This window comes from Halorubrum xinjiangense (genome assembly GCF_049604745.1).
Classification (GTDB): Archaea; Halobacteriota; Halobacteria; order Halobacteriales; family Haloferacaceae; genus Halorubrum; species Halorubrum xinjiangense_A.
Genome location: NZ_CP187140.1, coordinates 2,803,870 through 2,824,331, shown reverse-complemented (window position 1 = coordinate 2,824,331; position 20,462 = coordinate 2,803,870). Strand labels below are relative to the sequence as shown.

The window sequence follows — 20,462 nt, the reverse complement described above, 5'->3', positions numbered from 1 at the left end:
ACGTTAGCTGTCGTCGTTGACCAGCTTGGCGAGGGTAGCATCCGCGATGATCTCAAAGCCGACCTCAACATCGTCGACCGCGCCATCGGTCTTGATATACAGCCCGAGGTCGAAGTTGTCACCAGGCCCGAGGATAAACGTATCTGGGCTGTACGGAACCTCAGAGTTATCTTCCCGAAGGTCCTGCTCAAAGCTTTCGACAGAGCCCCCGATTCCGGTCAGACTGCCGTACTTTTCTCCGTTCCCAAGCGTTTTGAGACTTGGGTCATCGCTGTTCGGCATGTCGCTGAACTGTGGATCGAGATATAGCCCGTTTGGTGTAGTTTTGTCGAAAGCGTTGTCGTCTTCCAACGACGCCGGATCGACGTAGACGAGGACATCCTGTGTACCCTGGTTTCTGACAGAAAAGATGTCGTAGATCGTTGTTAGCGAATCCTCATTCACACCAGTTGCGCCTTTCGAAGTGGTGAGAGTACTGAAGTCAACAGTCGCCTGATTACCGTCCGTTGACGCATACTCTCCGTTCCTATTGCTGTTCGAGGTGAATTGGAGTAGAGCGTCGTTATCGGCCGCGGTCGAAATAGTGACCGAACGGTTCGCTTCAACACTCGTGAACGCACCCGTACCAACCGCAGCCGCGCTACCTGAAGCCAATGCGCCGATTCCGGCGAGGAACTTGCGTCGGTTTGCCATAGTTGTGTAACCTCGTTGTCCGCACACGACCCGCGGGCCGCCGACGCGGGACATCCCGCGTCACCCGGGGTCGCTCTACTTCACCCATGGGGCCTATCCCATATCGTTATGAATTTCCAGAAACACTTCCGGGTGGGACTGAACATCCGGCCGATCGGTTCCGCCCCCGCCTGAACCACGGCCGCCCCGGTTCAATCGACGCCTGAAGACGGATTTCCATCGGTTCAGTGGCGGCCTGAACGACGCCGATCGACCGTTAAACGATACATAATCTGATAAATTCGCCCGACTAATCGGATTTACAATGTACTAACCAATTCGAAAAATACGCCATAAGACAGTTAGATTCCTGTTTTCGAGTGTTTGAGCGATCGGCCACCACCTGTTTTTGAACTCCGAGAAACTTCCGTAAAGTATCACGACCACGGGTTTTATGTTGGCGTATTCATATGTGTCAGACAGAAATGGCGTCGGCAGGGCAGCTTGACGGGGGAGAAGTAGAACCGGCGACGGAGGTGTCCGAAGACGAACTGTTCGACGTGCTGGCGAACCAGCGGCGACGATTCGCGGTCCATCTGCTGAAGCGGGAGGAGCGGGAGCGGATCGAGATCGGCGACATGGCCGAGCAGATCGCGGCCTGGGAGAACGGGATCGACACGGCCGAGATCACGGGCAACGAGCGCAAGCGCGTGTACACCGCGCTCCAGCAGTCGCACCTGCCGAAGATGGACGACGCGGGCGTGGTCGACTTCAACAAGGACCGCGGGATCGTCGAGCCGACGCCCGCGCTCCAGAACGTCGACTTGTACATGGACGTCGTCGAGGGGAAGGAGATCCCGTGGAGCACCTACTACCTCGGGCTGTCGGGCGTCGCCGTCGCGCTCACCGGCGCGGTGTGGCTCGGCGCGTGGCCGTTCGCCCTGTTGCCCGACATGGCGTGGATGCTCGCCATCGTCGTCGCGTTCGCGTTCTCCGCGATCACGCACAAGTACTACACCGCGGAGATGAAGGTCGGCGAACCCGAGGAACCCCCGGAACTGACGTAGGGCGTGCGGTTTCAAGCGGCGCCTGTCAGGGGTTCCGGCGCCGCATAACCTTAGGGTCGGGGCGCGTTGTGTCGCGTAACCGAACCGTGCGATCCCATCGCAAATGAAACGACGAAACCTCATCCTGCTGCTCGGCGGCGCGAGCTCCGGCGCGATGAGCGTCGGCACCGGCGCGTTCAGTAGCGTCGAGGCCGAGCGCGGCGTGGAGGTGAACGTCGTGGAGGACGAGAACGCGTATCTCGGAATAGCGGTCGACGAAGAGGTGGACGCGGTTCAGATCAAAAACCAGTTCGCCGATCGCCTCGACCTGACGGTGACGCTGAACTCGGCGGACGGCGCAATCGGCGAAATTGAGGCTGAGGGACCGATAACGTTCGTAGACGGGACGGGCGGAGAGAGTGATATCGACGTAGACGACGAGAGCGATCAGGGCGAACTCGGCCCCGGGAACGAGGCTCACGTACGGATCGATTTCGACGAGGCGGGTGGGGGGTCGTTCGCCCTGTCGTTCGCGGGCGAGGCCGGCGGCGCGAGCGTCGATAAGACCAGAGAGTTCACGCTTCGACCGAGGGACGTCACCGAGCGTGTCACGAAAGTCAAGTTCCCGGGGAAGAGCGGAAATCTTCGGATACTCACCGGAGAGAGCAGAGGCAACAGCGGCGTTGACGGCGTCGTTAGCGCGAAATTGTACTGCGAGGACGACGACGGTAACGTGACATCTAGCGACGGCTTCGAGTACGTGCTGGTGAACGAGAACCTCGGTATCGAGGACTTCGACGGCGGTCCGGAAGGAACAATCGCCGGTATCGAGATAGAAGGGATCGAGGGCGTCTTCGTGAAGCCGGATAGTTCGGACGACAGTACCGGAAACACGGTCGCTACAGACGACACAAAAACCGATCCGTTCGGCGGATAGTCTCGTTCTTGAGGTAGTATTCCGGCCGTGTGCGTGGGTTCAAACCGCTTATACGACTTGTTAGCGGCCGCCGAAACCTATGAATACATCGTACACATAGCAAACAGTATGCCTACGATCTCCACGCGCGTCCCCGAGGACCTCGAAGCAGAACTCGAGGCGTACCTCGAATCGGAACGCCTCGACCGGAGCACGGCGGTCCGAAAGCTCCTCTCCGAAGGCCTCGAAGCGTGGCGCACCGAGCGCGCGCTCGAACGGTTCGCCGACGGTGAGGTATCGCTCACGAAGGCCGCGGAGCTCGCCGGTCTCTCCGTCTGGGAGTTCGCCGACCTCGTCGAGGACGCGAACGACGCGTGGGTCTCGTCCGATCACCTCGAAGCCGACCTCGACGAGCTGTGAGCTGGGTCTTCGACGCGACGCCGCTGATCTACCTCGCGAAGGCGGAGCGGCTCAACGTGATCGAGACGCTGGACGAACCGCGAGTCGTTCCGAAGGCCGTCTACCGCGAGGTCGTGACGACCGGCGTCGAACGGGGGTACGACGACGCGCGCCGGATCGAGCGCGCCGTCGAGGACGGGCGCCTCGACGTCGTCGAGGTCGACCTCGACGGCTCTCCGGTCGCGACGCGGCTGGATCGGCATCCGGGGTTGAGCGACGCCGACGTCGCGGTACTCGCCTGTGCGGACGCCCGCGACACGGTCGCCGTGATGGACGAGTCCGCCGGGCGCTCCGCGGCCGCGGTCGAGGACGTCGAGACGCGCGGGACCGCGTACCTCGTCCTCGCCGCGGTGAAGGACGGAGAGCTGTCGAAAGCGGAGGGGCGTGACACCATCGACGCGATGATCGATCACGGCTGGTACGTGGCGCCGGACGTGTACGCGAAGATCGTCGGGAAATTGGAGTCGTTCGAGTAACGACTATGAGGGCTCGTGAGAGAGACACCGATATGGCATCGTCGCTCCCTCTATCAGAGGAAGAAAAGGAACGAATGCGGCGTGGTCGGGTCAGTTCCGGGGTCGCGACCGACGAAGCAGAGATCGACGAGATACTCTACGGCTGAGTTCGGGTGTCGATCTACTCCTCGTTGTTATTTTTTCATCGGTCTCACCTTCCGCCCGCAACGTCTCGTCCGCGAACTCCCGAATCCGCTTTCTGTCCTCGGCGCTCACGTCGACCGCCTGCGCGCTCTCGATCTGTCCGTTCACGACGGCGTTCTGCTGTGGTCCCCACACCTCCGGCGGCTGTGCTTTGATGTACTCGGCCCACTGCATCACCAGCTCGTAGAGGGGCGGTCCGTCCAGACTGTCATCGGCATCGGACGAGTTCTCCTCAGGTGTTTGTGAGTCGGTCATTACGTTCGAATCGGCGCTCAGTCGTCGCCCGGGCGATACGCGCCCGATCGATGCTCGATGTCGTAGATCACCACGACCTCTCGATCGCGTTCAGCATCGGCGCCGAGGCGAAAGTCACCGATACGGATCTTCCCGTGCGGAACGCCGGAGAGGGGTTCGATATACTCTGGTGGGTCCCGCCACTCGTCGGTCACGATGTCGTCGAGCTTGGAGACGATCCGCTGCTGTATCGGCGCGTCGAGCCCCTCGAACGTTCTCGCAGCAGGCGGTCGAAACTCCCACGTCCAGTCGTTACTCCTCGTCATCGATCAGCTCGAGAACCTCGTCGCGAGAGACGGCCTCGGTCTCACCCTTTCGCATCGCGTACTCCTCGGCGGCGATGCTCGCCAGCATATCGCGTGACGCGCCCGGATGCTCCGTCGCGTCCCGGATCGCGTGCCGGAGGAACTCGCTCCGAGACGTGTAGCCCTCTTCCTTCCAGGCCGCGTCGATCTCCGCCAGCTGGCGCTCGGTGACGCGGACGTTGATCGTCGTCGTCTCGGGGTCGTCGACGTCGGGGTCGTTCGTACCCGTTTCAGACATACGTGTGTATTGCGTCAACGGTCACATAAAGCACCGCCCCCGAACCGACCCGTCGCGGGGTCAGAACAGCCCGGGGACGAGGACGTAGCTCAGGAGCATCCCGAACAGCCCGGCGAACAGCGCGAACAGCGCCATCGGGACGATCGCCTTGCGAAGCAGGTCGCCCTCGCGGCCGGTGATACCGACGACGCCGCAGATGGCGGCGACGTTGAGCACCGAGACCATGTTGCCGAGGCCGCCGCCGACGTTCTGGAGGCTGACGACGATCGTCCGGGAGAGCTCGACCGTCTCGGCGGCGTTGTACTGGAGCACGCTGAAGAGGATGTTCGAGGAGGTGTTGCTCCCGGTCATGAACGAGCCGATGGCGCCGATCCACGGCGAGATCATCGGGAGCAGGCCGCCCGCGCCGATCGCGAGCGCCCGGCTCAGCGCCTCCATCATCCCGAGGAGGTCCGCAGTGTTCGTCTGCGACTGGATCATCACCTGCGTCATCGACACCGCGATGATCAGCGTGAGCGCGGCGGGCGCGACCTGCTCGACCGAGCGCCGCCACGCCGCCCCCATCTCGTCGAGGTCCATCTTGTGGATGAGCCCCGTGAGGACGGCGATCGGGATGAACGGCATCGTCCCCGGGAGGTAGAGGTACTGGAGCGTGTAGCCGAGCTCCGTGCCGAGGATCGAGTCGATGCTGACGGAGAAGCTCTGGATCCACGCGAGCACCTCGGTCCCGGCGAGGGTAAGGTCCGGCCACCGCGTGACGAGCAGCGCGACCGCGACGAGCAGGTACGGCGTCCACGCCAGCAGCACCGACATCTCCTTTTTCGGCTGGTCCCGGGAGATCTCGTCGAGTTCGAGCCCGCCGAGCCAGGTGTCGCTCCAGCGCGAGTCGCTCGGGAAGTCCCACTCGCGGTCGGGGACGAGGATGTTGTTGTTCGCGAGCAGGAGCCCGACGCCGAGGACGACAAACCCGGCCGCGATGTCGGGGAGCGCGGGGCCGACGACCCACGCGATCGCCAGTTGCGTCCCGCCGGTGACGGCGCCGAGCAGGAGCGCGAACGGGGCGATCGGAAGCGTGTCGCGGACGGCGCCGCCGACGCTCCGGCCGCCGTCGGCGTCGCCGAACCAGTACGTCAGGAAGAACACGCCGAGCAGGCCCCAGAACACGTAGGTCACCCCCGTGACGATGCCGGACCACGCGGAGACCATCGAGAGGAACTCGGAGACGCTCACCGAGCCGGACAGCGCCGGTTCGATGACCGCACCGGTCCCGCCGATGACCGGGGTCCCGGCTGCGCCGAACGGCGGGTTCGGCGCGTTGAAGAACAGGCCGAACACCGCGGCGGCCAGCGGCGGGAAGCCGAGACCGATGAAAAGCGGCGCGGCGAGCGCGCCCGGCGTCCCGAACCCGGCCGCGCCCTCGATGATCGTCATGAAACCGAGCCCGATGAGCAGCACCTGAATGCGTCTGTCCTCCTCGATCTGTCCGAAGTACCACCGGATGGTGGCGATGGCACCGCTCCCCTCGAGGTAGTTCATCAGGAGGATGGCGCCGAAGACGATGAGGATGATGTCGACCGCCTGGAACGCGCCGTAGACGGCCGACGCGATCAGCCAGTCGAGCTCCATGCGCCAATAGGTGATCCCGATCCCGCCCGCGAGCAGCCACCCGACCCCCATCGCGCGGGCGGCGGACCACCTGAGTCCGGCGAGCAGGATGAACGCGACGGCGATCGGGATCACGCCGACGAACGCCAGAGTGAGGACACTTGTCATGGTATGTTCCTTGGCTGTATGTTTCCGTCCCGCAACGGACCATATGTAATTTTCTTTTTGACTGAGATTATCCACCGCGATTGGGACGCCGGAACGCGGTGTGTGCTGTGACCAGTGACCCGTCAATCGAGAGGATCACTTCAGGGCCGCGGCGACGGGCGTGGTCTCCGCCGGGTACAGGTGGGCTTATGTGTCCCCCGACCGGATCCGCGAGCATGGACGACCACTCGCACGAGCCCGACCCGGACGCACGCGTGACCGCCCCGATGCAAGAGTTCGGCAGTCGCGAGGTCGGTATCGGCGCGGCCGTCACGCTCGTCGGCCTGCTGATCGCGTACGCGGTCCCGTTCCTCGCTACCTTTTAAGGCCGCTGCTCGGCGATTTCTGAATTACACGCGATCCGACAGCCGCGGCGCGATTATCGCGGGTACCAGGCGAGCGGGTGGTCCGCGGTGAGCTCCAAGGAGACGGGCTCGTCGAGGTCGAACTCCTCGACGTGGTTGTGGAGGCAGTGGACCGCCTCGCCCGAGTCGAGTTCGACCCGGTAGACGAACGAGGGGCCGACGTACTGCCGCGAGGTGACGACGCCGTCGGCGAGTTCGGGGCTCGCGGGCGTCGCACGGAGGTCGTCGGGCCGGACCAAGACGTCGACGGGCGCGCCGTCGTAGACGGTGTCGTACCCCTCCAGCGTCACGGCGTCGAAGCGGCCGATCCCGGTGTCGACCTTCCCGTCGCGGAGCTCGCCCTCGAGGAACGACGCCCGGCCGAGGAAGGAGGCGACGAACTTCGACTCGGGCCGCTCGAAGACGGACTCGGGGCGGCCCACCTGCTCGATCGTCCCGTCGTTCATCACGGCGACGCGGTCGGAGATGGAGAGCGCCTCCTCCTGGTCGTGGGTCACCGAAATCGCGGTGACACCCGCCTCCTTCAGGATGCGGCGCACCTCCTCGCGCATCTCCACGCGGAGGCGCACGTCGAGGTTCGAGAACGGCTCGTCGAGGAGGAGCACCTCGGGCTCGGGCGCGAGCGAGCGGGCGAGCGCGACGCGCTGCTTCTGCCCGCCAGAGAGCTGGTCGGGCGTCTTCTCGCCGTGGTCGGTCATCTCGACCAGTTCGAGCAGCTCGTCGACGCGCGCCTCGCTCTCCGCGGCGTCGGCGTCCGTGAGTCCGAACGCGATGTTCTCGCGGACGGTGAGGTGTGGGAATAAGGCGAAGTTCTGGAAGACGATGCCCACGTCGCGCTGCTCCGGCGGGACGAACGACCCGTCGCCGGCGACCACCTCGTCGCCAAGCGCGATCTCCCCCTCCGTGGGCTCTTCGAGGCCCGCGATGGTGCGGAGCGTCGTCGTCTTGCCGCACCCGGAGGGGCCGAGGAACGTCAGCAGTTCGCCGGAGCGGACGTCGAGCGAGACGTCGTCGACGGCGGTCTCGGGGCCGAACGCCTTCGTGACGTCCGACAGCGACAGGACGGGGTCCGCGGCGGCGTTCGACTCGTCGGCGGCGGCGGCGCTCGCCCGGTGTTCGGCCGCCGAGTCCTCCGATCCCTCGGCCGTCGCGTCGTCCGACTCGACCGAGCGCGTCGTGCCGACTGGTTCCGTGGATGCCATCAGTGAGTGGCGGGCGCCGGGCGGACCGGCAACCCGCGGTTGCCGCCACATACTTTAGGAGTACCTAAAAGCGTATCGCTCGCTCTCGCGGCGTCGAAATAGGGTGATCGCGGGGAGTCAGCGTGTGTGGCTCGCCGCTCGCCCACCGCGTCGCGCCGGTTCAGGCGAGCTCGCGGTCGATCACGTCACGGTGATCGCGGACCGCGTCGGCCGAGAGCGCGACCGACTCGTCGCCGACGGTGAGCGAGAGGGTGCCGTCCGTCGTCACCTCGTCGAGCCGGAAGACCGGGAGGTCGCCGACCTCGGCCGCGACCGCCTCGGGGTCGGTCGTCTGGACGAGAAGGCGCCCGGGCGTCTCGTCGAAGGCCGCGACGCGGTCGGGGAGGGTCGCGTCGACGCCCGCGTCGTCGGTCACCAGCTCGGCGAGCGCGACCGCCAGCCCGCCCTCGCTCACGTCGTGGGCCGCGAGCGTCGACTCGTGGCGCGCGGCCGCGGCCAGCGACGCGACGAGGTCGCCGAGGTCGTCGGCCGCGCCGGACTCGTCGGGCAGCGTCGGGAAGCGGTCGCTCCCGCCGGCGTGCGCGAGGTACTCGGAGCCGCCGAGCGCGTCGCCGCCGGCGCCGACGAGCAGGAGTTCGGAGTCGGTCGCGCGGTCGGCGTCGAGCGCGGCGGGCGGCGCGTCGTACCCCCGCGTCGTGCCTAACACCGCGAGCGTCGGCGTCGGCGGGATCGGCCCCTCGACGCTGTCGTTGTACAGCGAGACGTTGCCGCCGACGACGGGCGCGTCGAGCGCCGAACAGGCGTCCGCGAGGCCGTCGACGATCCCCTTGAACGCGCCGTACACGTCCGGCTTCTCCGGGTTGCCGCCGTTGAGGCAGTCGACCGCGGCGAGCGGGACAGCGCCGGTCGCGGCGAGGTTCGTCGCGTTCTCTAAGGCGACCGCGCGGGCGCCCTCGTACGGCGCGACCGCGGTCCACTTGGGGTTGGCGCCGGAGGCGAGCGCGAGGCCGACGCCGTCGGCGGAATCGTTGTCGGCGGAGGCGTTCTCGCCCTCCGTCTCGCGGACCGCGAGCAGCGCGGCGTCGTCGCCGGGCTTCACGGCCGTCCGCGTCCCGACCTCGTGGTCGTACTGGCGGTACACCCAGCGCTTGCTCGCGGTCGACGGAGCTCCGAGGACGGCCGCGACCGCCTCGTCGAGCGGGGGCTCGTCGTCCGGGAGGTCGCGCTCGGGCTCGCTCGGCGGCTCGCTCGCGAGGTCGTTCATCGGGGCGCCGTCCGCGAGGAACTCGGCGTCGGCGTCGACGACGACCTCGGATTCTCCTTCGCCCTCGCCGTCCGCGTTGCCCGCGAACTCGCAGACGTAGTTCCCGTCGGTCACCTCGCCGATGACGGAGCAGCCGAGATCGAACCGGTCAGCGAGCTCGGCGACGCGGTCGACGTCGTCGGGCGCGACCTCGTAGCACATCCGCTCCTGGCTCTCGGCGAGCAGAATCTCCATCGCGTTCATGTTCGGCTCGCGCTGGTGGACGCTGTCGAGGTCGATCCGGGCGCCGAGCCCGCCCTTCGCGACGAGCTCCGAGGAGGCGCCGCCGAGGCCGGCCGCGCCGAGGTCACGGGCGGACAAGACGAGGTCCTCGTCCACGAGGGCCTCGTTACACTCGATCAGGCGCTTCTCGGCGTAAGGGTCGCCGACCTGGACCGCGGGGCGGTCCTCGGTCTCGGCGTCCTCGGCGAGATCCTCCGAGGCGAAGGAGGCGCCCCCGAGCCCGTCGCGGCCGGTGCCGTTGCCGACGAGGACCAGCTTGTTGCCCGGCTCCTGCGCGGTGGCCGTGACGAGTCGGTCCTCGTTCGTGACGCCGACGCAGGCGACGTTGACGAGGGGGTTTCCCTCGTAGCCGCCGTGGAAGGCGACGCTGCCGCCGACCGTGGGGACGCCGATACAGTTACCGTAGTGGGAGATGCCCTCGACGACGCCCTCGAAGAGGTACCGGGAGCGCTCGCGGTCGAAGCCCCCGAAGTACAGCGAGTCGAGGAGGCCGATCGGGTACGCGCCCATGCTCATCGTGTCGCGGACGATGCCGCCGACGCCGGTGGCTGCGCCGTCGAACGGGTCGACGAAGGAGGGGTGGTTGTGGCTCTCGACGCCGAAGGTGACGTAGGTGTCGCCGTAGTCGTCGGCGTCGCGCTCGGCCGCGGGCGCGTCCGCCGCCTCCGGATCCGGCAGCGCGAGGACCGCGGCGTCGTCGCCGGGGCCGACCACGACCTGGTCGCCCTCGCTGTCGAACGCCGACAGCAGGGGCCGCGAGGAGCGGTACGCGCAGTGCTCGCTCCAGAGGTTCTCGAACAGCGCGGCCTCGGCCGCCGTCGGCTCCCGACCGAGCTCCGCGGTCACGAGCTCGTGGTCCGCATCGGACAGACTCATTCACTTACGTGGTTACCGAGCCGGTTCTAATGCTTTTCTATACGCACGTTCGTGTGTATTCGGCGACCGCGACGCCGACACCGACGCGAAACGAGACGACCAAGGTGTTGTGCGGTGGCGCGTGCCGGTGAGCGCCGCACCGCGGCGCGAACCGCACGCGCGAGGGAGCCGGCCGACCGGAGCGAAGCGGAGGGAGGCCGACGAGGCTGGGGAGGCGTGAGGTGCTGTGCGGGCCGGTGCGGGGCGGGACTCAAAGGGGCAGCCGGGAGGCGGGCGCAGGCGACGTAAGGACCGCAGGGCGGGAGCGAGCGAAGCGAGCGACCGACTGAGGACCGCAGCGAGCGTGCGCCCGCCTCCCTGCTGGGGCTTTGGAGGTGTTCGTCGGCGATCCGCAGTCGACTGTTTATAAACAAGCGGCCGGGCTTGAGGTCTGTTCGCTGCTTGCTCAACAAGGTTGTTTATAAGCGACGGGCCGCTCTCACGCGATCTCTTATAAAAGAACGGTCACCGCACCGAAGACGGCGACCGTCCCGGCCGCGCCGATCGCCATCGCCTTCGCGTTGAGCCGGACGGCCTTCTTCCGATCAGCCGCGAGCGCCTCCTCGTTCTGAACCTCGTTCGTCCCGTCTCCCACGTCGAAGACGCCGATGCCGGCGAAGCCGATACAGAAGCGCTCGCGGTACTGTAACGCGCCCATCGCGGCACCGTACAGCGGGAATACCGTGAGCACGAGCGACCACCGCGGCCACGCGAGCGCGACGACGGCCGCGACGAAGCCCGCGGCGAGCAGCAGCGAGGCGACGCCGAGGAGGAGCCGCCGTCGCTGTTGAGTCGGTCCGATGTTACACACGCCCGGTTGGTACTCCATACGGGATCGAGGGCGTAGGACGACGAAAACACACCGGATCCGCGCGGGAACCGAACCCGTTCCGACGAGACGAACCCCGAAAGCCGTCGACCGAGAACCGTCGACCGAAAATCGTCGACCGAGAAACGAGCGGACGACGTCACGACCGGCGATCGTCACGGCCGTCGATCGTGACGACCGACGAGCGCGACGGCCCATTTATTACTGAATAGCTGAAACGAACGCACCAGAGTAGCCATGACGGATAGGTCACCTCGGGACAGGGAGCTACGGCGGTACGAGACCATTCTCGACTCGCTCGACGACGCGGTCTACGCCGTGCGTCCCGACGGGACCATCGCGTACGTCAACGATCGGTACGCCGAGATGAAGGGCGTGAGCCGCGAGGAGCTGATCGGCACGGACATCTACGACTGGGTGACCGAGGAGGCCGCGGAGAAGGCGAGGGAGGTGCGCCGCGAGATCGAGGCGGGAGAGCGAGCGGCCGGCGCCGTCGAGTACGAGTTCCTCACCGCGGACGGCGACCGGTTCCCGGTGGAGATGCGGTTCAATCGGCTCGTAGACGGAGAGATCGAAGACGGAGCGGACGGAGACCGGGCGTCGGAGCTCGACCGCGTCGGCGTCATCCGAGACGTCCGCGAGCGGAAGCGACGCGAGGAGGAGCTCCGGGAGAACAACGAGCGCCTCGAGGAGTTCGCGAGCATCGTCTCGCACGACCTCCGGAACCCCCTCAACGTCGCGCAGGGGCGGCTCGACCTCGCCCGCGAGGAGCACGACTCCGAACACCTCGACGCCGTCGCCGACGCCCACGAGCGAATGGCGACGCTCATCGACGACCTCCTGACGCTCGCCCGCGACGGCGAGGGCACCGAGGAGACGGAGCGGGTCCCCCTCAGGGAGTTCGCCGAGACGTGTTGGGCGGGCGTCGAGACCGGGTCGGCCTCGCTCCGGGTCGAGACCGACCGCGCGATCAGCGCGGACCGGAGCCGGCTCAGACAGCTCTTCGAGAACCTCCTGCGAAACAGTGTGGAACACGCGGACGAAGATGTCACGGTGACCGTCGGCGACCTCGACGGCGGCTTCTACGTCGCCGACGACGGCCCGGGCATCCCACCCGACGACCGCGAGAGGGTGTTCGAGACGGGGTACTCCACGAGCGACGGCGGGACCGGGTTCGGCCTCGAAATCGTCGCGACGGTCGCGGAAGCCCACGGCTGGGACGTGCGCGTCACCGACGCCGCGGACGGCGGCGCCCGGTTCGAGTTCACCGGGGTCGACGTGCTCGAGTAAGCACCTCCCGAGTCGCGGTCGCCAAACTCCCCTCGCTCCGCGTTCCGCGGTGGCAACCCTCAAAAGGGTCCCCGACGACCGTATCGTGTGAAACGGATCCAGCTCGGAAACACCGTCTTCGAGGGAGAGAACGACGCGTACCTGCTCGACGGCGAGACGACCGCGCTCGTCGACACCGGCGTCGCGCTCCCGGACGTGCGCGAGGAGTTGGTCGACGGCCTCGCCGAGTACGGCCACGCGTTCGCCGACGTCGACGCCGTCGTCCTCACCCACTGGCACCCGGACCACGCGGGGCTCGCCGGCGAGATTCAGGCCGCGGGCGGCGCCGAGGTGTACGTCCACGAGGCCGACGCCGGCCTCGTCGACGGGACGGAGACGCCGCTGTTCGCCGACCGCGACCTCCAGCGCGAGACGTTCGAGCGGTGGGGGATGCCAGCGGCCGACCGCGAGCGCCTCACCGACTTCTTCGACGCGGTCAGCGCGGACCTCTCCGGAGAGCCCGCGGACGTGACGACGTTCGCCGACGGCGACGCGATCGAGGCCGGCGGCGTCGAACTCGAAGCGCTCCACCTGCCGGGCCATACTGCGGGGCTCTCCGGACTCGCGTTCGACCCGCGGGCGGTCCCCGATCACGAGCCCGTCGCCGGCGCGGACGCGACGGAGGAGGTCTTCACCGGCGACGCGCTGCTCCCGAAGTACACACCCAACGTCGGCGGCGCGGACGTGCGCGTCGAGGGCGCGCTCGCCGCCTACGCCGAGAGCCTCGCGCGGATCGTCGCCCGCGACTTCGACGCCGCCCACCCCGGCCACCGCTGGCGGATCGACGAGCCGAGCCGCCGCGCGGCGACGATCCTCGACCACCACCGCCACCGGACCCGCCGAGTGATCGATGTCCTCGACGAGTCGGGGCCCGCGACAGCGTGGGAGGTGTCGGCCGCGCTGTTCGGCTCGCTGGAGGATATCCACATCCTCCACGGCCCCGGCGAGGCGTTCTCGCACCTCGACCACCTCGCGGACGCCGGGGTCGTCGAGCCCGACGGGACCGCGTACCGCCTGATCGACCCCGACCCCGACGTCGGCGCGCTGTTCCCGACGACGCCGCTCGACGACTTCGTCGACGGGAGCGAGGACGCATAGGGACACGAACCAGCGGGTCATCGCTGGAATCGCCGCCGAAAGCTATTCCCGCCGTCCGGCGTATTCGGGGACGTGAAGCGGGACGCCCTCGTCGCGGTCGCCGTCGCCCTCCTCGCCCTCCTCGCGCTCGGCGTCGCAGCGGCGACGCTGGACACCGCGGTCGACACGGGCAGCGGCGGGTTCGGCGGGACCGGCGGCGACGCCCCGAGCGTCGGCGAAGAGCCCGGGGACCCCGGCGTCCTCTCCTCGTCGGGTGAGGCGGGCGAACTCTCCGCGTCGGGGTTCTGTTTCCCGTCGCTCAGGGAGCCGCCAGCCGTGCTCGCGCTGCTCGCCGGACTGATGCTGCTCGCCGGGATCACCTATCGCGACACCGCGTCGCCGTTCGCGAGCGTCGCCGTCGCCGGCGTGATCGGCGTCCCGATCGGGATCCTCTTCTGGGTGCTGTCGACGTGCCGTTCGGTCGCGGAAAGCGTCTCCATCTCGCTCGGTCTCGGGGGCAACGGAACGGGGCTGTTACCGGAGGGCGCCGCCGGCGGTGGCGGGTTCGGCAGCGCCGAGGGCGCGGCGTCGGCGCCGCAGCTCCTGTTCGCGCTCGTCGTCGCCGCCGCGGTGATCGCGAGCGTCGCCGCGCTCCTCCTCGCCGGCGGCGACGACGAGGCGGACGGGGACGCGGGCGGGCAGCCCGACGAGGCGGACGAGGAGCCGCCGGCCCTCGACGCGATCGGCCGGACCGCCGGCGAGGCCGCCGACCGGATCGAGTCGTCGGACGCGGACAACGAGGTGTACCGGGCGTGGCGGGACATGACCGACGTGCTCGACATCGACCGCCCGGCCTCCTCGACGCCCGCCGAGTTCGCGACCGCCGCGGTCGACGCGGGCGTGGACGAGGAGCCGGTGACCGCGCTCACCGAGGCCTTCGAGCGCGTGCGCTACGGCGGCGAGGACGCGACCGACGACCGCGAGCGCCGCGCCGTCGAGGCGCTGCGCCGGATCGAGGAGCGGCACGGAGGGGATTCGTGAGCCGAGAGTTCTTCGGAGGTGACGCGTAGTGCGCCCGCTCGCGGTCGCGGGGGTGCTGGCGGTCGCCGTCGGGCTCCTCGCGGCGCTCGACCGTGGAATCGCGGCCGCAATCTCCCCGACCTCGGCCGTCGTCACGCTGATCGGCGTCCTCGGCGTGGTCCAGGGGGTCCGGTACGCGAACGCGCGCCGCGACCGGCGGCGGCTACTGACGGACCCCGGCGAGCCGGAGCGGCGCGCGCCGGCCGCGGTGCCCGGGTCGGACCTCAACGAGCGAATCGCGCGGGTGGCCAGCCCGGCGCCGGGCGGCTACCGGGACCGCAGGGACCTCCGCGACCGGGTCCGCGAGGTCGCGGTCGATGCCGTCGCCCGCGACCGCAACTGCTCGCAGGAGGCCGCGGCGACCGCCGTCGACGACGGGACGTGGACGGAGGATCCGGCCGCATCCGCGTTCTTCGACACGCGGACGGCGTACCCGATCCGGGTCCGCCTGTCGGCCACGGTTCGGGGACGGTCGCGCTACTGGTACGGACTCCGGGCCGCGATCGACGAGATCGAACGGATCGAGGGAGGTGCGGCGTGAGCGCCCCGCGATCCGCCGAGGGCGAGGCAGCCGTTGGAGATACCGAGGCAACTGGTGAAGACACCGAGGCGGCCGGTGAAGACACCGAGGCGGCCGGTGAAGACACCGAGGCGACTGGTGGAGACACCGAGGCGGCCGAAGCGGCTTCCGGGCGCTCGACCGCTCGGGAACACCGGCGCGAGGTCGCGACCGACCGCTGGCTGGGAATCGCCGGCGCGGCGCTGTCGCTGGTCGGCCTCGGCGTGCTCGTCCGGCAGTCGTCGCTGGTGCTCGCCGGCGCGGTCGGCGTCGGCTACGCCGTGTACGCCCGGGCGGGCGACGCGCCGACGCCGACGCTGTCGGTGACCCGTTCCGTGAGCGACGAGGCGCCGGCGCCCGGCGACGAGGTGCGCGTCACCGTCCGTGCCAAGAACGTCGGAGAGACATCGCTCCCGGACCTCCGGCTCGTCGACGGCGTCCCGCCGGGGCTGGCGGTCGTCGACGGCCCCGCGCGGGTCGCGACCGCGCTGCGCCCCGGGACGGCGGTGACGTTCGAGTACACCGTGCGCGCCGCCCGGGGAGACCACGAGTGGGAGGCGCTGACGGCGATCACGCGCGACGCCGCCGGCGCGCGAGAGCGCACGACGACCCTCGACGCGCCGACCGCGATCGCCTGTACCCCCGAGCTGGCCGCCGGCGGGGACCTCCCCCTGCGCGGGCTGACGACCGTTCACCACGGACGGGTGCCGACCGACGTGGGCGGCGCGGGCGTCGAGTTCCACGCGACGCGGGAGTACCGCCGGGGCGACCCGCTGAAGCGGATCGACTGGAACCGACGGGCGCGGACGGGCGAGCTGTCGACCGTCGAACTGCGCGAGGAGCGCGCGGCGACCGTCGTGCTGCTCGTCGACGCCCGCGAGTCCGCGTACGCCGCGGCCGACCCCGACGCCGAGACCGCGGTGGAGGCGAGCGTCGCGGCCGCCGGTCAGGCGTTCTCCGCGCTCCTCGACGGCGGCGACCGGGTCGGGATCGCGGCGCTGTCCCCGCTCGACTGCTGGCTCCCGCCCGGCAGCGGGACGGTCCACGCCGCCCGCGGGCGCGAGACGCTGGCCACCGACCCGGCGTTGGCGCCGACGCCGAGCGACGAGCGGTTCTATCGGTCGCTGTGGCTGCGGCGGTTCCGGCGGCGGCTCCCGGCCGACGCGCAGGTGCTGTTTTTCACCCCCCTGATCGACGACACCGCGGCGACGCTCGCTCGGCGTATCGACGCACACGGCCACCTCGTGACGGTGCTCTCGCCGGATCCGACGGCGACCGAGACGGCCGGGCAGCGGCTGACGACCTTCGAGCGACGGCAGCGGCTCCGGACGCTGCGGTCGGCGGGGATCCGTGCGCTGGAGTGGGGCGACGACTCCTTCCCGGTCGCCGTCGCGGCCGCAACGAGGCGGTGGTCGCGATGAGCGGGGAGGGGCCGTCGGGCGCATCGAGCGGCGACGGCTCCGCGGGCGCACCGAGCGGCGACGGCTCCGCGGGCTCACCGAGCGGTGACGACCCTGCCGGCGAGGACGCGCTCGTCGATTTCCACGAGACGGACGCACGACCGCCGACGGTCACGATAGTCGCGAGCCTCGCGGCCGCAGGCGTCGCGGCGACCGCCGCGCTGGTCGCGAGTCCGACTGGCGGCGCGCTGCTCGGCGTCGCCGCGCTCGGATTCCTCGCCGGGTCGCTCCGAAGTTCGACGCGGGCCCTGACGTGGGGCGCGGCCGTCGGCGTGGTCGGCCTCGCACTCGCGGGGTACCGCGGCGCGCCCGCCGAGGCGCTGCTCGTCGCCGCCGTCGGGCTCGCGGTCGCGTGGGACGTCGCAGACCACGGCGTCGGCCTCGGCGAGCAGGTTGGCCGGGGCGCGCGCGTCCGGCGCAACGTCGCGGTCCACGCGGGGGCGAGCCTGCTCGTCGGCGCGCTCGCGGCGGCCCTCGTCTACGGCGTCTCCCTCGCGGTCGGCGGCGGCCAGCCGGTGGCCGCGCTCGCGCTGCTCCTGGCGGGCGGCATCGCGCTGATCTCGGCGCTGCGGTGACGGCGAGGACAGCGAGACGATGGGGGCGGCAAAGACGCCGAGACGAGCGGCCTCGATCGGGAGGGCGCGAACGCCCCGCGACGGCGGAGCTAAACCCTTATCAGCGCGCGGGTGGCAGGTACGGTCGTATGAGCGACCTCCCGGACGACTTCGACTGCACGCTCACCAACTGGGAGTACATCTACGGGCTCTGCCGCAACGTCTCCGACGCGGTGAAGCGGGCCGACTTCGAGCCGGACGTGGTCGTCGCCTTAGCCCGCGGCGGCTGGTTCGCGGGGCGCTGCGTCTGCGACTTCCTCGGGCTCAACGACCTCACGAGCCTCAAGATGGAACACTACGTGGGGACCGCCGAGAAGAGCGGGGAGCCCCAGATCCGCTACCCGATGCCGGAGGGGAGCGTTGAGGGGAAGAACGTCCTCATCATCGACGACATCGCCGACACCGGCGGCTCGATCCGCCGCGCCGAGGAGTACGTCGACGACCGGGACGCCGCCGAGATCCGCACCGCGACGCTCCAGCTGCTCGGCACCTCCGAGTTCCAGCCCGACTTCGTGGGCGAGCGGCTCGAACAGTGGACGTGGGTCGTCTACCCGTGGAACTTCCTCGAGGACATGGTCGACCTCACGGAGGGCGCGATGGAGCGCGCCGACGACACGGCGTTCTCGCGGGAGGACCTGCGCCACTACTTGGAGGAGTTCCACGGCATCGGCCGGATCGAGATGGAGGTCGCCCAGCCCGACCGGCTCGACGAGGTCATCGACGAGATGGTCCGCCGGGACGTCGCGGAGCCGGTCGGCGACGAGACCTGGGCGCTCGCCGAGTAGCGGGCCGGAGCGATGGAGGGAGAATCGCTCGACGACGACCGCGACGCGGCGCTCGACGCCCTCCTCGCCGCCTACGACCTCAAAGACGAGCGGCGCACCGGCTGGCAGCTCCGCGGGGTCGACGACCCCGAGTCCGTCGCCGCCCACTCGTGGGGGGTCGCGTACCTCGTTTTGACGCTCGGCGACCGGTTCCGCGAGGATCTGCCCGACGTCGACCTCGACCGCGCGCTGCGGCTCGCCGTCGTCCACGACGTGGCCGAGGCGGAGACCGGCGACGTGGCGACGCGGGCCGCCGACGTGGCGGACCGCGGCGACGACTCGACCGCCGACGCGGTCGACCGCGAGGCGAAGGTGGCCGCCGAGCGCGAGGCGATGGCGGACCTCGCCGGCCCGCTCCCCGAGCGCGTGCGGGACGCGTGGGAGGCGTACGAGGCCCGCGAGTCGCCGGAGGCGATCCTCGTCAAGGAGTGTGACCTGCTCGACACCTGCCTCCAGGCCGTGATCTACGAGCGGGACGACCGGTACGATCCGGAGCGGGGTGAGCCCGACGCGTTCCGCGAGTACGACGACCTCGACGAGTTCTTCGCGACGGCCGAGCCGCGACTCCGGACCGACGCGGGCCGAGCCCTGTTCGCGGCGGTCCGCGAGCGGTACCGGGCCGAGAGAGACGAGTAGGAGGAACCGGCACGCGCGGGACGGGGAGGCGAGACCGATTCGAGACGCGGCCCCGCCGGATGTTCGACGATCGTCGTATTACCAATCGACGTTTGTAGGCTCTCTACCCGGCGATTTCGCGCGAGGATGGTAAAAGGGTTAACGGGGGAGGTCATCTCACGAGGTGAGCTTTCACCACGCATGTCTGACACCGATCTCGTAATCATCGGCGGGGGGATAAGCGGGGCGTCGCTGCTGTACACGGTCGCGAAGTTCACCGACGTCGACGACGTCACGCTGATCGAGAAGGAACGGGAGATCGCCGCGATCAACTCACACCGGACGAACAACTCCCAGACGCTCCACTTCGGGGACATCGAGACGAACTACACCCTCGAAAAGGCCGAGGAGGTCAAGGAGGGCGCCGAGCTGCTCGCCGGCTACCTCGAGGGGTCGGACCCCGACCGCGAGATGCACAGCAAGCGGAGCAAGATGGTCCTCGGCGTCGGCGACGAGGAGGTCGCCAAGCTGGAGGAGCGCTACCGCGAGAATGGGTTCGGCGACCTGTTCCCGAAGCTCCGCGAGATCGGCCGCGATGAGATCGCGGAGCTGGAGCCGAAGGTCGTCGAGGGGCGCGACCCCGGCACCGAGCTGAAGGCGCTCCAGACGCCCGACGGCTACGTCGTCGACTACGGCGCGGTCGCGGAGTCGTTCGTCGACGCCGCCCGCGAGGAGGACGGCGTCTCCGTCCACCTCGGGACGGAAGTGACGGGCGTCGACGACCGGGGCGACGGGTTCCGCGTCGACACCGACGACGGCGAGTTCGACGCCGAGGCGGTCGTCGTCGCGGCCGGCTCGCACAGCCTCCAGTTCGCCAAGGAGATGGGGTACGGCGAGGGGATGTCCCTGCTACCGGTCGCGGGGAGCTTCTTCCTCGCGGACGATCTGCTGAACGGGAAGGTGTACACGCTCCAGATGAAGAAGCTCCCGTTCGCGGCGGTCCACGGCGACGCCGACGTCCACGACGGGAGCGTCACCCGGTTCGGGCCGACCGCGAAGCTCGTGCCCGCGCTCGAACGCGGCCACCTCTCGACGGTGAGCGACTTCGTCGACGTGTTCGGGTTCAACCCCGACTCCGTGCTGAGCTACGTCAACATCCTCTCGGACAAGATCCTCTTCCCGTACGTCGTGCGCAACCTCGTGTACGACCTCCCCGCGGTCGGGAAGCGCGCGTTCCTCCCGAACGTCCAGAAGGTCGTGCCGAGCGTCGACGTCGACGACATCGACCGCGCGAAGGGGTACGGCGGCGTGCGCCCCCAGATCGTCGACACCGAGAACAAGGAGCTCGACATGGGCGAAGCGAAGATCGTCGAGGACGGAATCTTATTCAACATCACGCCCTCGCCGGGCGCGTCGACCGCGCTGAAGAACGCGATGCGGGACGTCGACACCGTCCTCGACTTCTTCGAGGACGACTACGAGTTCGACGAGGACGCCTTCCGCGACGCGACCATCGAGAACTTCCCGCGGCTCGACGACGAGACGGAGGCGGACGAAAAAGCGGCCGAGGAGGCGACCGAAAACGACGACGCTGACGGCGATGAAGTCGCGGCCGAGGCCGACGACTGATCCGGTCGAGAGCGATC

At 69.0% G+C, this 20,462-nt stretch carries 22 protein-coding genes; 14 read left to right on the top strand and 8 right to left on the bottom strand.

The window, feature by feature from the left end:
- Window positions 1–3: 3 nt before the first annotated feature.
- Entirely contained in the window at window positions 4–693 is a 690-nt protein-coding gene (locus tag ACOZ35_RS15360) for a hypothetical protein (RefSeq protein WP_424014376.1), read from the bottom strand.
- A gap of 464 nt (window positions 694–1,157) precedes the next feature.
- Between ACOZ35_RS15360 and ACOZ35_RS15355 the strand changes: the two genes are divergently transcribed.
- From ACOZ35_RS15355 to ACOZ35_RS15340, 4 genes are all read left to right on the top strand, one after another.
- Entirely contained in the window at window positions 1,158–1,739 is a 582-nt protein-coding gene (locus ACOZ35_RS15355) for a DUF7344 domain-containing protein (RefSeq protein ID WP_424016083.1), read from the top strand.
- Between the two features lie 154 nt (window positions 1,740–1,893).
- Window positions 1,894–2,655, top strand: a complete 762-nt coding sequence (locus ACOZ35_RS15350) for a hypothetical protein (RefSeq protein ID WP_424014375.1) — start codon at window positions 1,894–1,896, stop codon at window positions 2,653–2,655.
- Between the two features lie 108 nt (window positions 2,656–2,763).
- Window positions 2,764–3,054, top strand: a complete 291-nt coding sequence (locus ACOZ35_RS15345; RefSeq protein ID WP_424014374.1) for a UPF0175 family protein — start codon at window positions 2,764–2,766, stop codon at window positions 3,052–3,054.
- Window positions 3,051–3,569, top strand: coding sequence for a DUF3368 domain-containing protein (locus tag ACOZ35_RS15340; RefSeq protein ID WP_424014373.1), 519 nt, complete (start codon window positions 3,051–3,053; stop codon window positions 3,567–3,569). The genes ACOZ35_RS15345 and ACOZ35_RS15340 overlap by 4 nt, the downstream gene beginning before the upstream one ends.
- A 90-nt stretch (window positions 3,570–3,659) precedes the next feature.
- Here the strand turns inward: ACOZ35_RS15340 and ACOZ35_RS15335 are convergent, their stop codons facing one another.
- From ACOZ35_RS15335 to ACOZ35_RS15320, 4 genes are read right to left on the bottom strand one after another with little or no spacing between them, the layout of a single operon-like run.
- Window positions 3,660–4,007 carry a hypothetical protein gene (locus tag ACOZ35_RS15335; RefSeq protein ID WP_424014372.1) on the bottom strand — a complete coding sequence of 116 codons (348 nt, stop codon included), beginning with the start codon at window positions 4,005–4,007 and terminating at the stop codon, window positions 3,660–3,662.
- Between the two features lie 17 nt (window positions 4,008–4,024).
- The gene (locus tag ACOZ35_RS15330) at window positions 4,025–4,312 is read right to left on the bottom strand and encodes a type II toxin-antitoxin system RelE family toxin (RefSeq protein WP_424014371.1); all 288 of its coding nucleotides are present in this window, start codon (window positions 4,310–4,312) and stop codon (window positions 4,025–4,027) included.
- A complete protein-coding gene (locus ACOZ35_RS15325; protein WP_424014370.1) occupies window positions 4,299–4,589 on the bottom strand; it encodes a ribbon-helix-helix protein, CopG family in 291 nt (96 codons plus the stop codon). Before ACOZ35_RS15325 ends, ACOZ35_RS15330 begins: the two co-directional genes overlap by 14 nt.
- A gap of 60 nt (window positions 4,590–4,649) precedes the next feature.
- Window positions 4,650–6,362, bottom strand: a complete 1,713-nt coding sequence (locus tag ACOZ35_RS15320) for an L-lactate permease (protein ID WP_424014369.1) — start codon at window positions 6,360–6,362, stop codon at window positions 4,650–4,652.
- Window positions 6,363–6,577: 215 nt separating this feature from the next.
- Between ACOZ35_RS15320 and ACOZ35_RS15315 the strand changes: the two genes are divergently transcribed.
- Complete coding sequence (locus ACOZ35_RS15315; RefSeq protein WP_188127972.1) at window positions 6,578–6,727, top strand: DUF7550 family protein; 150 nt, start codon at window positions 6,578–6,580, stop codon at window positions 6,725–6,727.
- 53 nt (window positions 6,728–6,780) lie between these two features.
- Here the strand turns inward: ACOZ35_RS15315 and ACOZ35_RS15310 are convergent, their stop codons facing one another.
- The 3 genes from ACOZ35_RS15310 to ACOZ35_RS15300 form a co-directional block, all read right to left on the bottom strand.
- Complete coding sequence (locus tag ACOZ35_RS15310; protein ID WP_424014368.1) at window positions 6,781–7,968, bottom strand: ABC transporter ATP-binding protein; 1,188 nt, start codon at window positions 7,966–7,968, stop codon at window positions 6,781–6,783.
- Between the two features lie 160 nt (window positions 7,969–8,128).
- Complete coding sequence (purL, locus tag ACOZ35_RS15305; protein WP_424014367.1) at window positions 8,129–10,390, bottom strand: phosphoribosylformylglycinamidine synthase subunit PurL; 2,262 nt, start codon at window positions 10,388–10,390, stop codon at window positions 8,129–8,131.
- 490 nt (window positions 10,391–10,880) lie between these two features.
- Window positions 10,881–11,258 (bottom strand): hypothetical protein, encoded by a 378-nt coding sequence (locus ACOZ35_RS15300; RefSeq protein WP_424014366.1) that lies wholly within the window; start codon window positions 11,256–11,258, stop codon window positions 10,881–10,883.
- A gap of 237 nt (window positions 11,259–11,495) precedes the next feature.
- Here ACOZ35_RS15300 and ACOZ35_RS15295 point away from each other — a divergent pair, with 237 nt between their 5' ends.
- The 9 genes from ACOZ35_RS15295 to ACOZ35_RS15255 all read left to right on the top strand — a co-directional run bounded on the left by ACOZ35_RS15295 (window position 11,496) and on the right by ACOZ35_RS15255 (window position 20,445).
- Window positions 11,496–12,548 carry an ATP-binding protein gene (locus ACOZ35_RS15295; RefSeq protein ID WP_424014365.1) on the top strand — a complete coding sequence of 351 codons (1,053 nt, stop codon included), beginning with the start codon at window positions 11,496–11,498 and terminating at the stop codon, window positions 12,546–12,548.
- Between the two features lie 87 nt (window positions 12,549–12,635).
- Window positions 12,636–13,685, top strand: coding sequence for an MBL fold metallo-hydrolase (locus ACOZ35_RS15290; RefSeq protein WP_424014364.1), 1,050 nt, complete (start codon window positions 12,636–12,638; stop codon window positions 13,683–13,685).
- 72 nt (window positions 13,686–13,757) lie between these two features.
- Entirely contained in the window at window positions 13,758–14,705 is a 948-nt protein-coding gene (locus ACOZ35_RS15285) for a DUF4129 domain-containing protein (RefSeq protein ID WP_424014363.1), read from the top strand.
- A gap of 28 nt (window positions 14,706–14,733) precedes the next feature.
- Entirely contained in the window at window positions 14,734–15,285 is a 552-nt protein-coding gene (locus ACOZ35_RS15280) for a DUF7269 family protein (RefSeq protein ID WP_424014362.1), read from the top strand.
- Window positions 15,282–16,724, top strand: coding sequence for a DUF58 domain-containing protein (locus tag ACOZ35_RS15275; RefSeq protein WP_424014361.1), 1,443 nt, complete (start codon window positions 15,282–15,284; stop codon window positions 16,722–16,724). Before ACOZ35_RS15280 ends, ACOZ35_RS15275 begins: the two co-directional genes overlap by 4 nt.
- Window positions 16,664–17,338 (top strand): DUF7519 family protein, encoded by a 675-nt coding sequence (locus ACOZ35_RS15270; RefSeq protein WP_424014360.1) that lies wholly within the window; start codon window positions 16,664–16,666, stop codon window positions 17,336–17,338. The genes ACOZ35_RS15275 and ACOZ35_RS15270 overlap by 61 nt, the downstream gene beginning before the upstream one ends.
- A gap of 128 nt (window positions 17,339–17,466) precedes the next feature.
- Complete coding sequence (locus tag ACOZ35_RS15265; RefSeq protein WP_424014359.1) at window positions 17,467–18,162, top strand: phosphoribosyltransferase; 696 nt, start codon at window positions 17,467–17,469, stop codon at window positions 18,160–18,162.
- Between the two features lie 12 nt (window positions 18,163–18,174).
- Window positions 18,175–18,837 carry an HD domain-containing protein gene (locus ACOZ35_RS15260; RefSeq protein ID WP_424014358.1) on the top strand — a complete coding sequence of 221 codons (663 nt, stop codon included), beginning with the start codon at window positions 18,175–18,177 and terminating at the stop codon, window positions 18,835–18,837.
- Window positions 18,838–19,017: 180 nt separating this feature from the next.
- A complete protein-coding gene (locus ACOZ35_RS15255) occupies window positions 19,018–20,445 on the top strand; it encodes an FAD-dependent oxidoreductase (protein WP_424014357.1) in 1,428 nt (475 codons plus the stop codon).
- Window positions 20,446–20,462: the final 17 nt, after the last annotated feature.

Coding starts and splice junctions, on each gene's coding strand:
- ACOZ35_RS15360 (WP_424014376.1), bottom strand. CDS start 693: ATGGCAAACCGACGCAAGTTCCTCGCCGGAATCGGCGCATTGGCTTCA.
- ACOZ35_RS15355 (WP_424016083.1), top strand. CDS start 1,158: ATGGCGTCGGCAGGGCAGCTTGACGGGGGAGAAGTAGAACCGGCGACG.
- ACOZ35_RS15350 (WP_424014375.1), top strand. CDS start 1,894: ATGAGCGTCGGCACCGGCGCGTTCAGTAGCGTCGAGGCCGAGCGCGGC.
- ACOZ35_RS15345 (WP_424014374.1), top strand. CDS start 2,764: ATGCCTACGATCTCCACGCGCGTCCCCGAGGACCTCGAAGCAGAACTC.
- ACOZ35_RS15335 (WP_424014372.1), bottom strand. CDS start 4,007: ATGACCGACTCACAAACACCTGAGGAGAACTCGTCCGATGCCGATGAC.
- ACOZ35_RS15330 (WP_424014371.1), bottom strand. CDS start 4,312: ATGACGAGGAGTAACGACTGGACGTGGGAGTTTCGACCGCCTGCTGCG.
- ACOZ35_RS15325 (WP_424014370.1), bottom strand. CDS start 4,589: ATGTCTGAAACGGGTACGAACGACCCCGACGTCGACGACCCCGAGACG.
- ACOZ35_RS15320 (WP_424014369.1), bottom strand. CDS start 6,362: ATGACAAGTGTCCTCACTCTGGCGTTCGTCGGCGTGATCCCGATCGCC.
- ACOZ35_RS15315 (WP_188127972.1), top strand. CDS start 6,578: ATGGACGACCACTCGCACGAGCCCGACCCGGACGCACGCGTGACCGCC.
- ACOZ35_RS15310 (WP_424014368.1), bottom strand. CDS start 7,968: ATGGCATCCACGGAACCAGTCGGCACGACGCGCTCGGTCGAGTCGGAC.
- purL (WP_424014367.1), bottom strand. CDS start 10,390: ATGAGTCTGTCCGATGCGGACCACGAGCTCGTGACCGCGGAGCTCGGT.
- ACOZ35_RS15300 (WP_424014366.1), bottom strand. CDS start 11,258: ATGGAGTACCAACCGGGCGTGTGTAACATCGGACCGACTCAACAGCGA.
- ACOZ35_RS15295 (WP_424014365.1), top strand. CDS start 11,496: ATGACGGATAGGTCACCTCGGGACAGGGAGCTACGGCGGTACGAGACC.
- ACOZ35_RS15265 (WP_424014359.1), top strand. CDS start 17,467: ATGAGCGACCTCCCGGACGACTTCGACTGCACGCTCACCAACTGGGAG.
- ACOZ35_RS15260 (WP_424014358.1), top strand. CDS start 18,175: ATGGAGGGAGAATCGCTCGACGACGACCGCGACGCGGCGCTCGACGCC.
- ACOZ35_RS15255 (WP_424014357.1), top strand. CDS start 19,018: ATGTCTGACACCGATCTCGTAATCATCGGCGGGGGGATAAGCGGGGCG.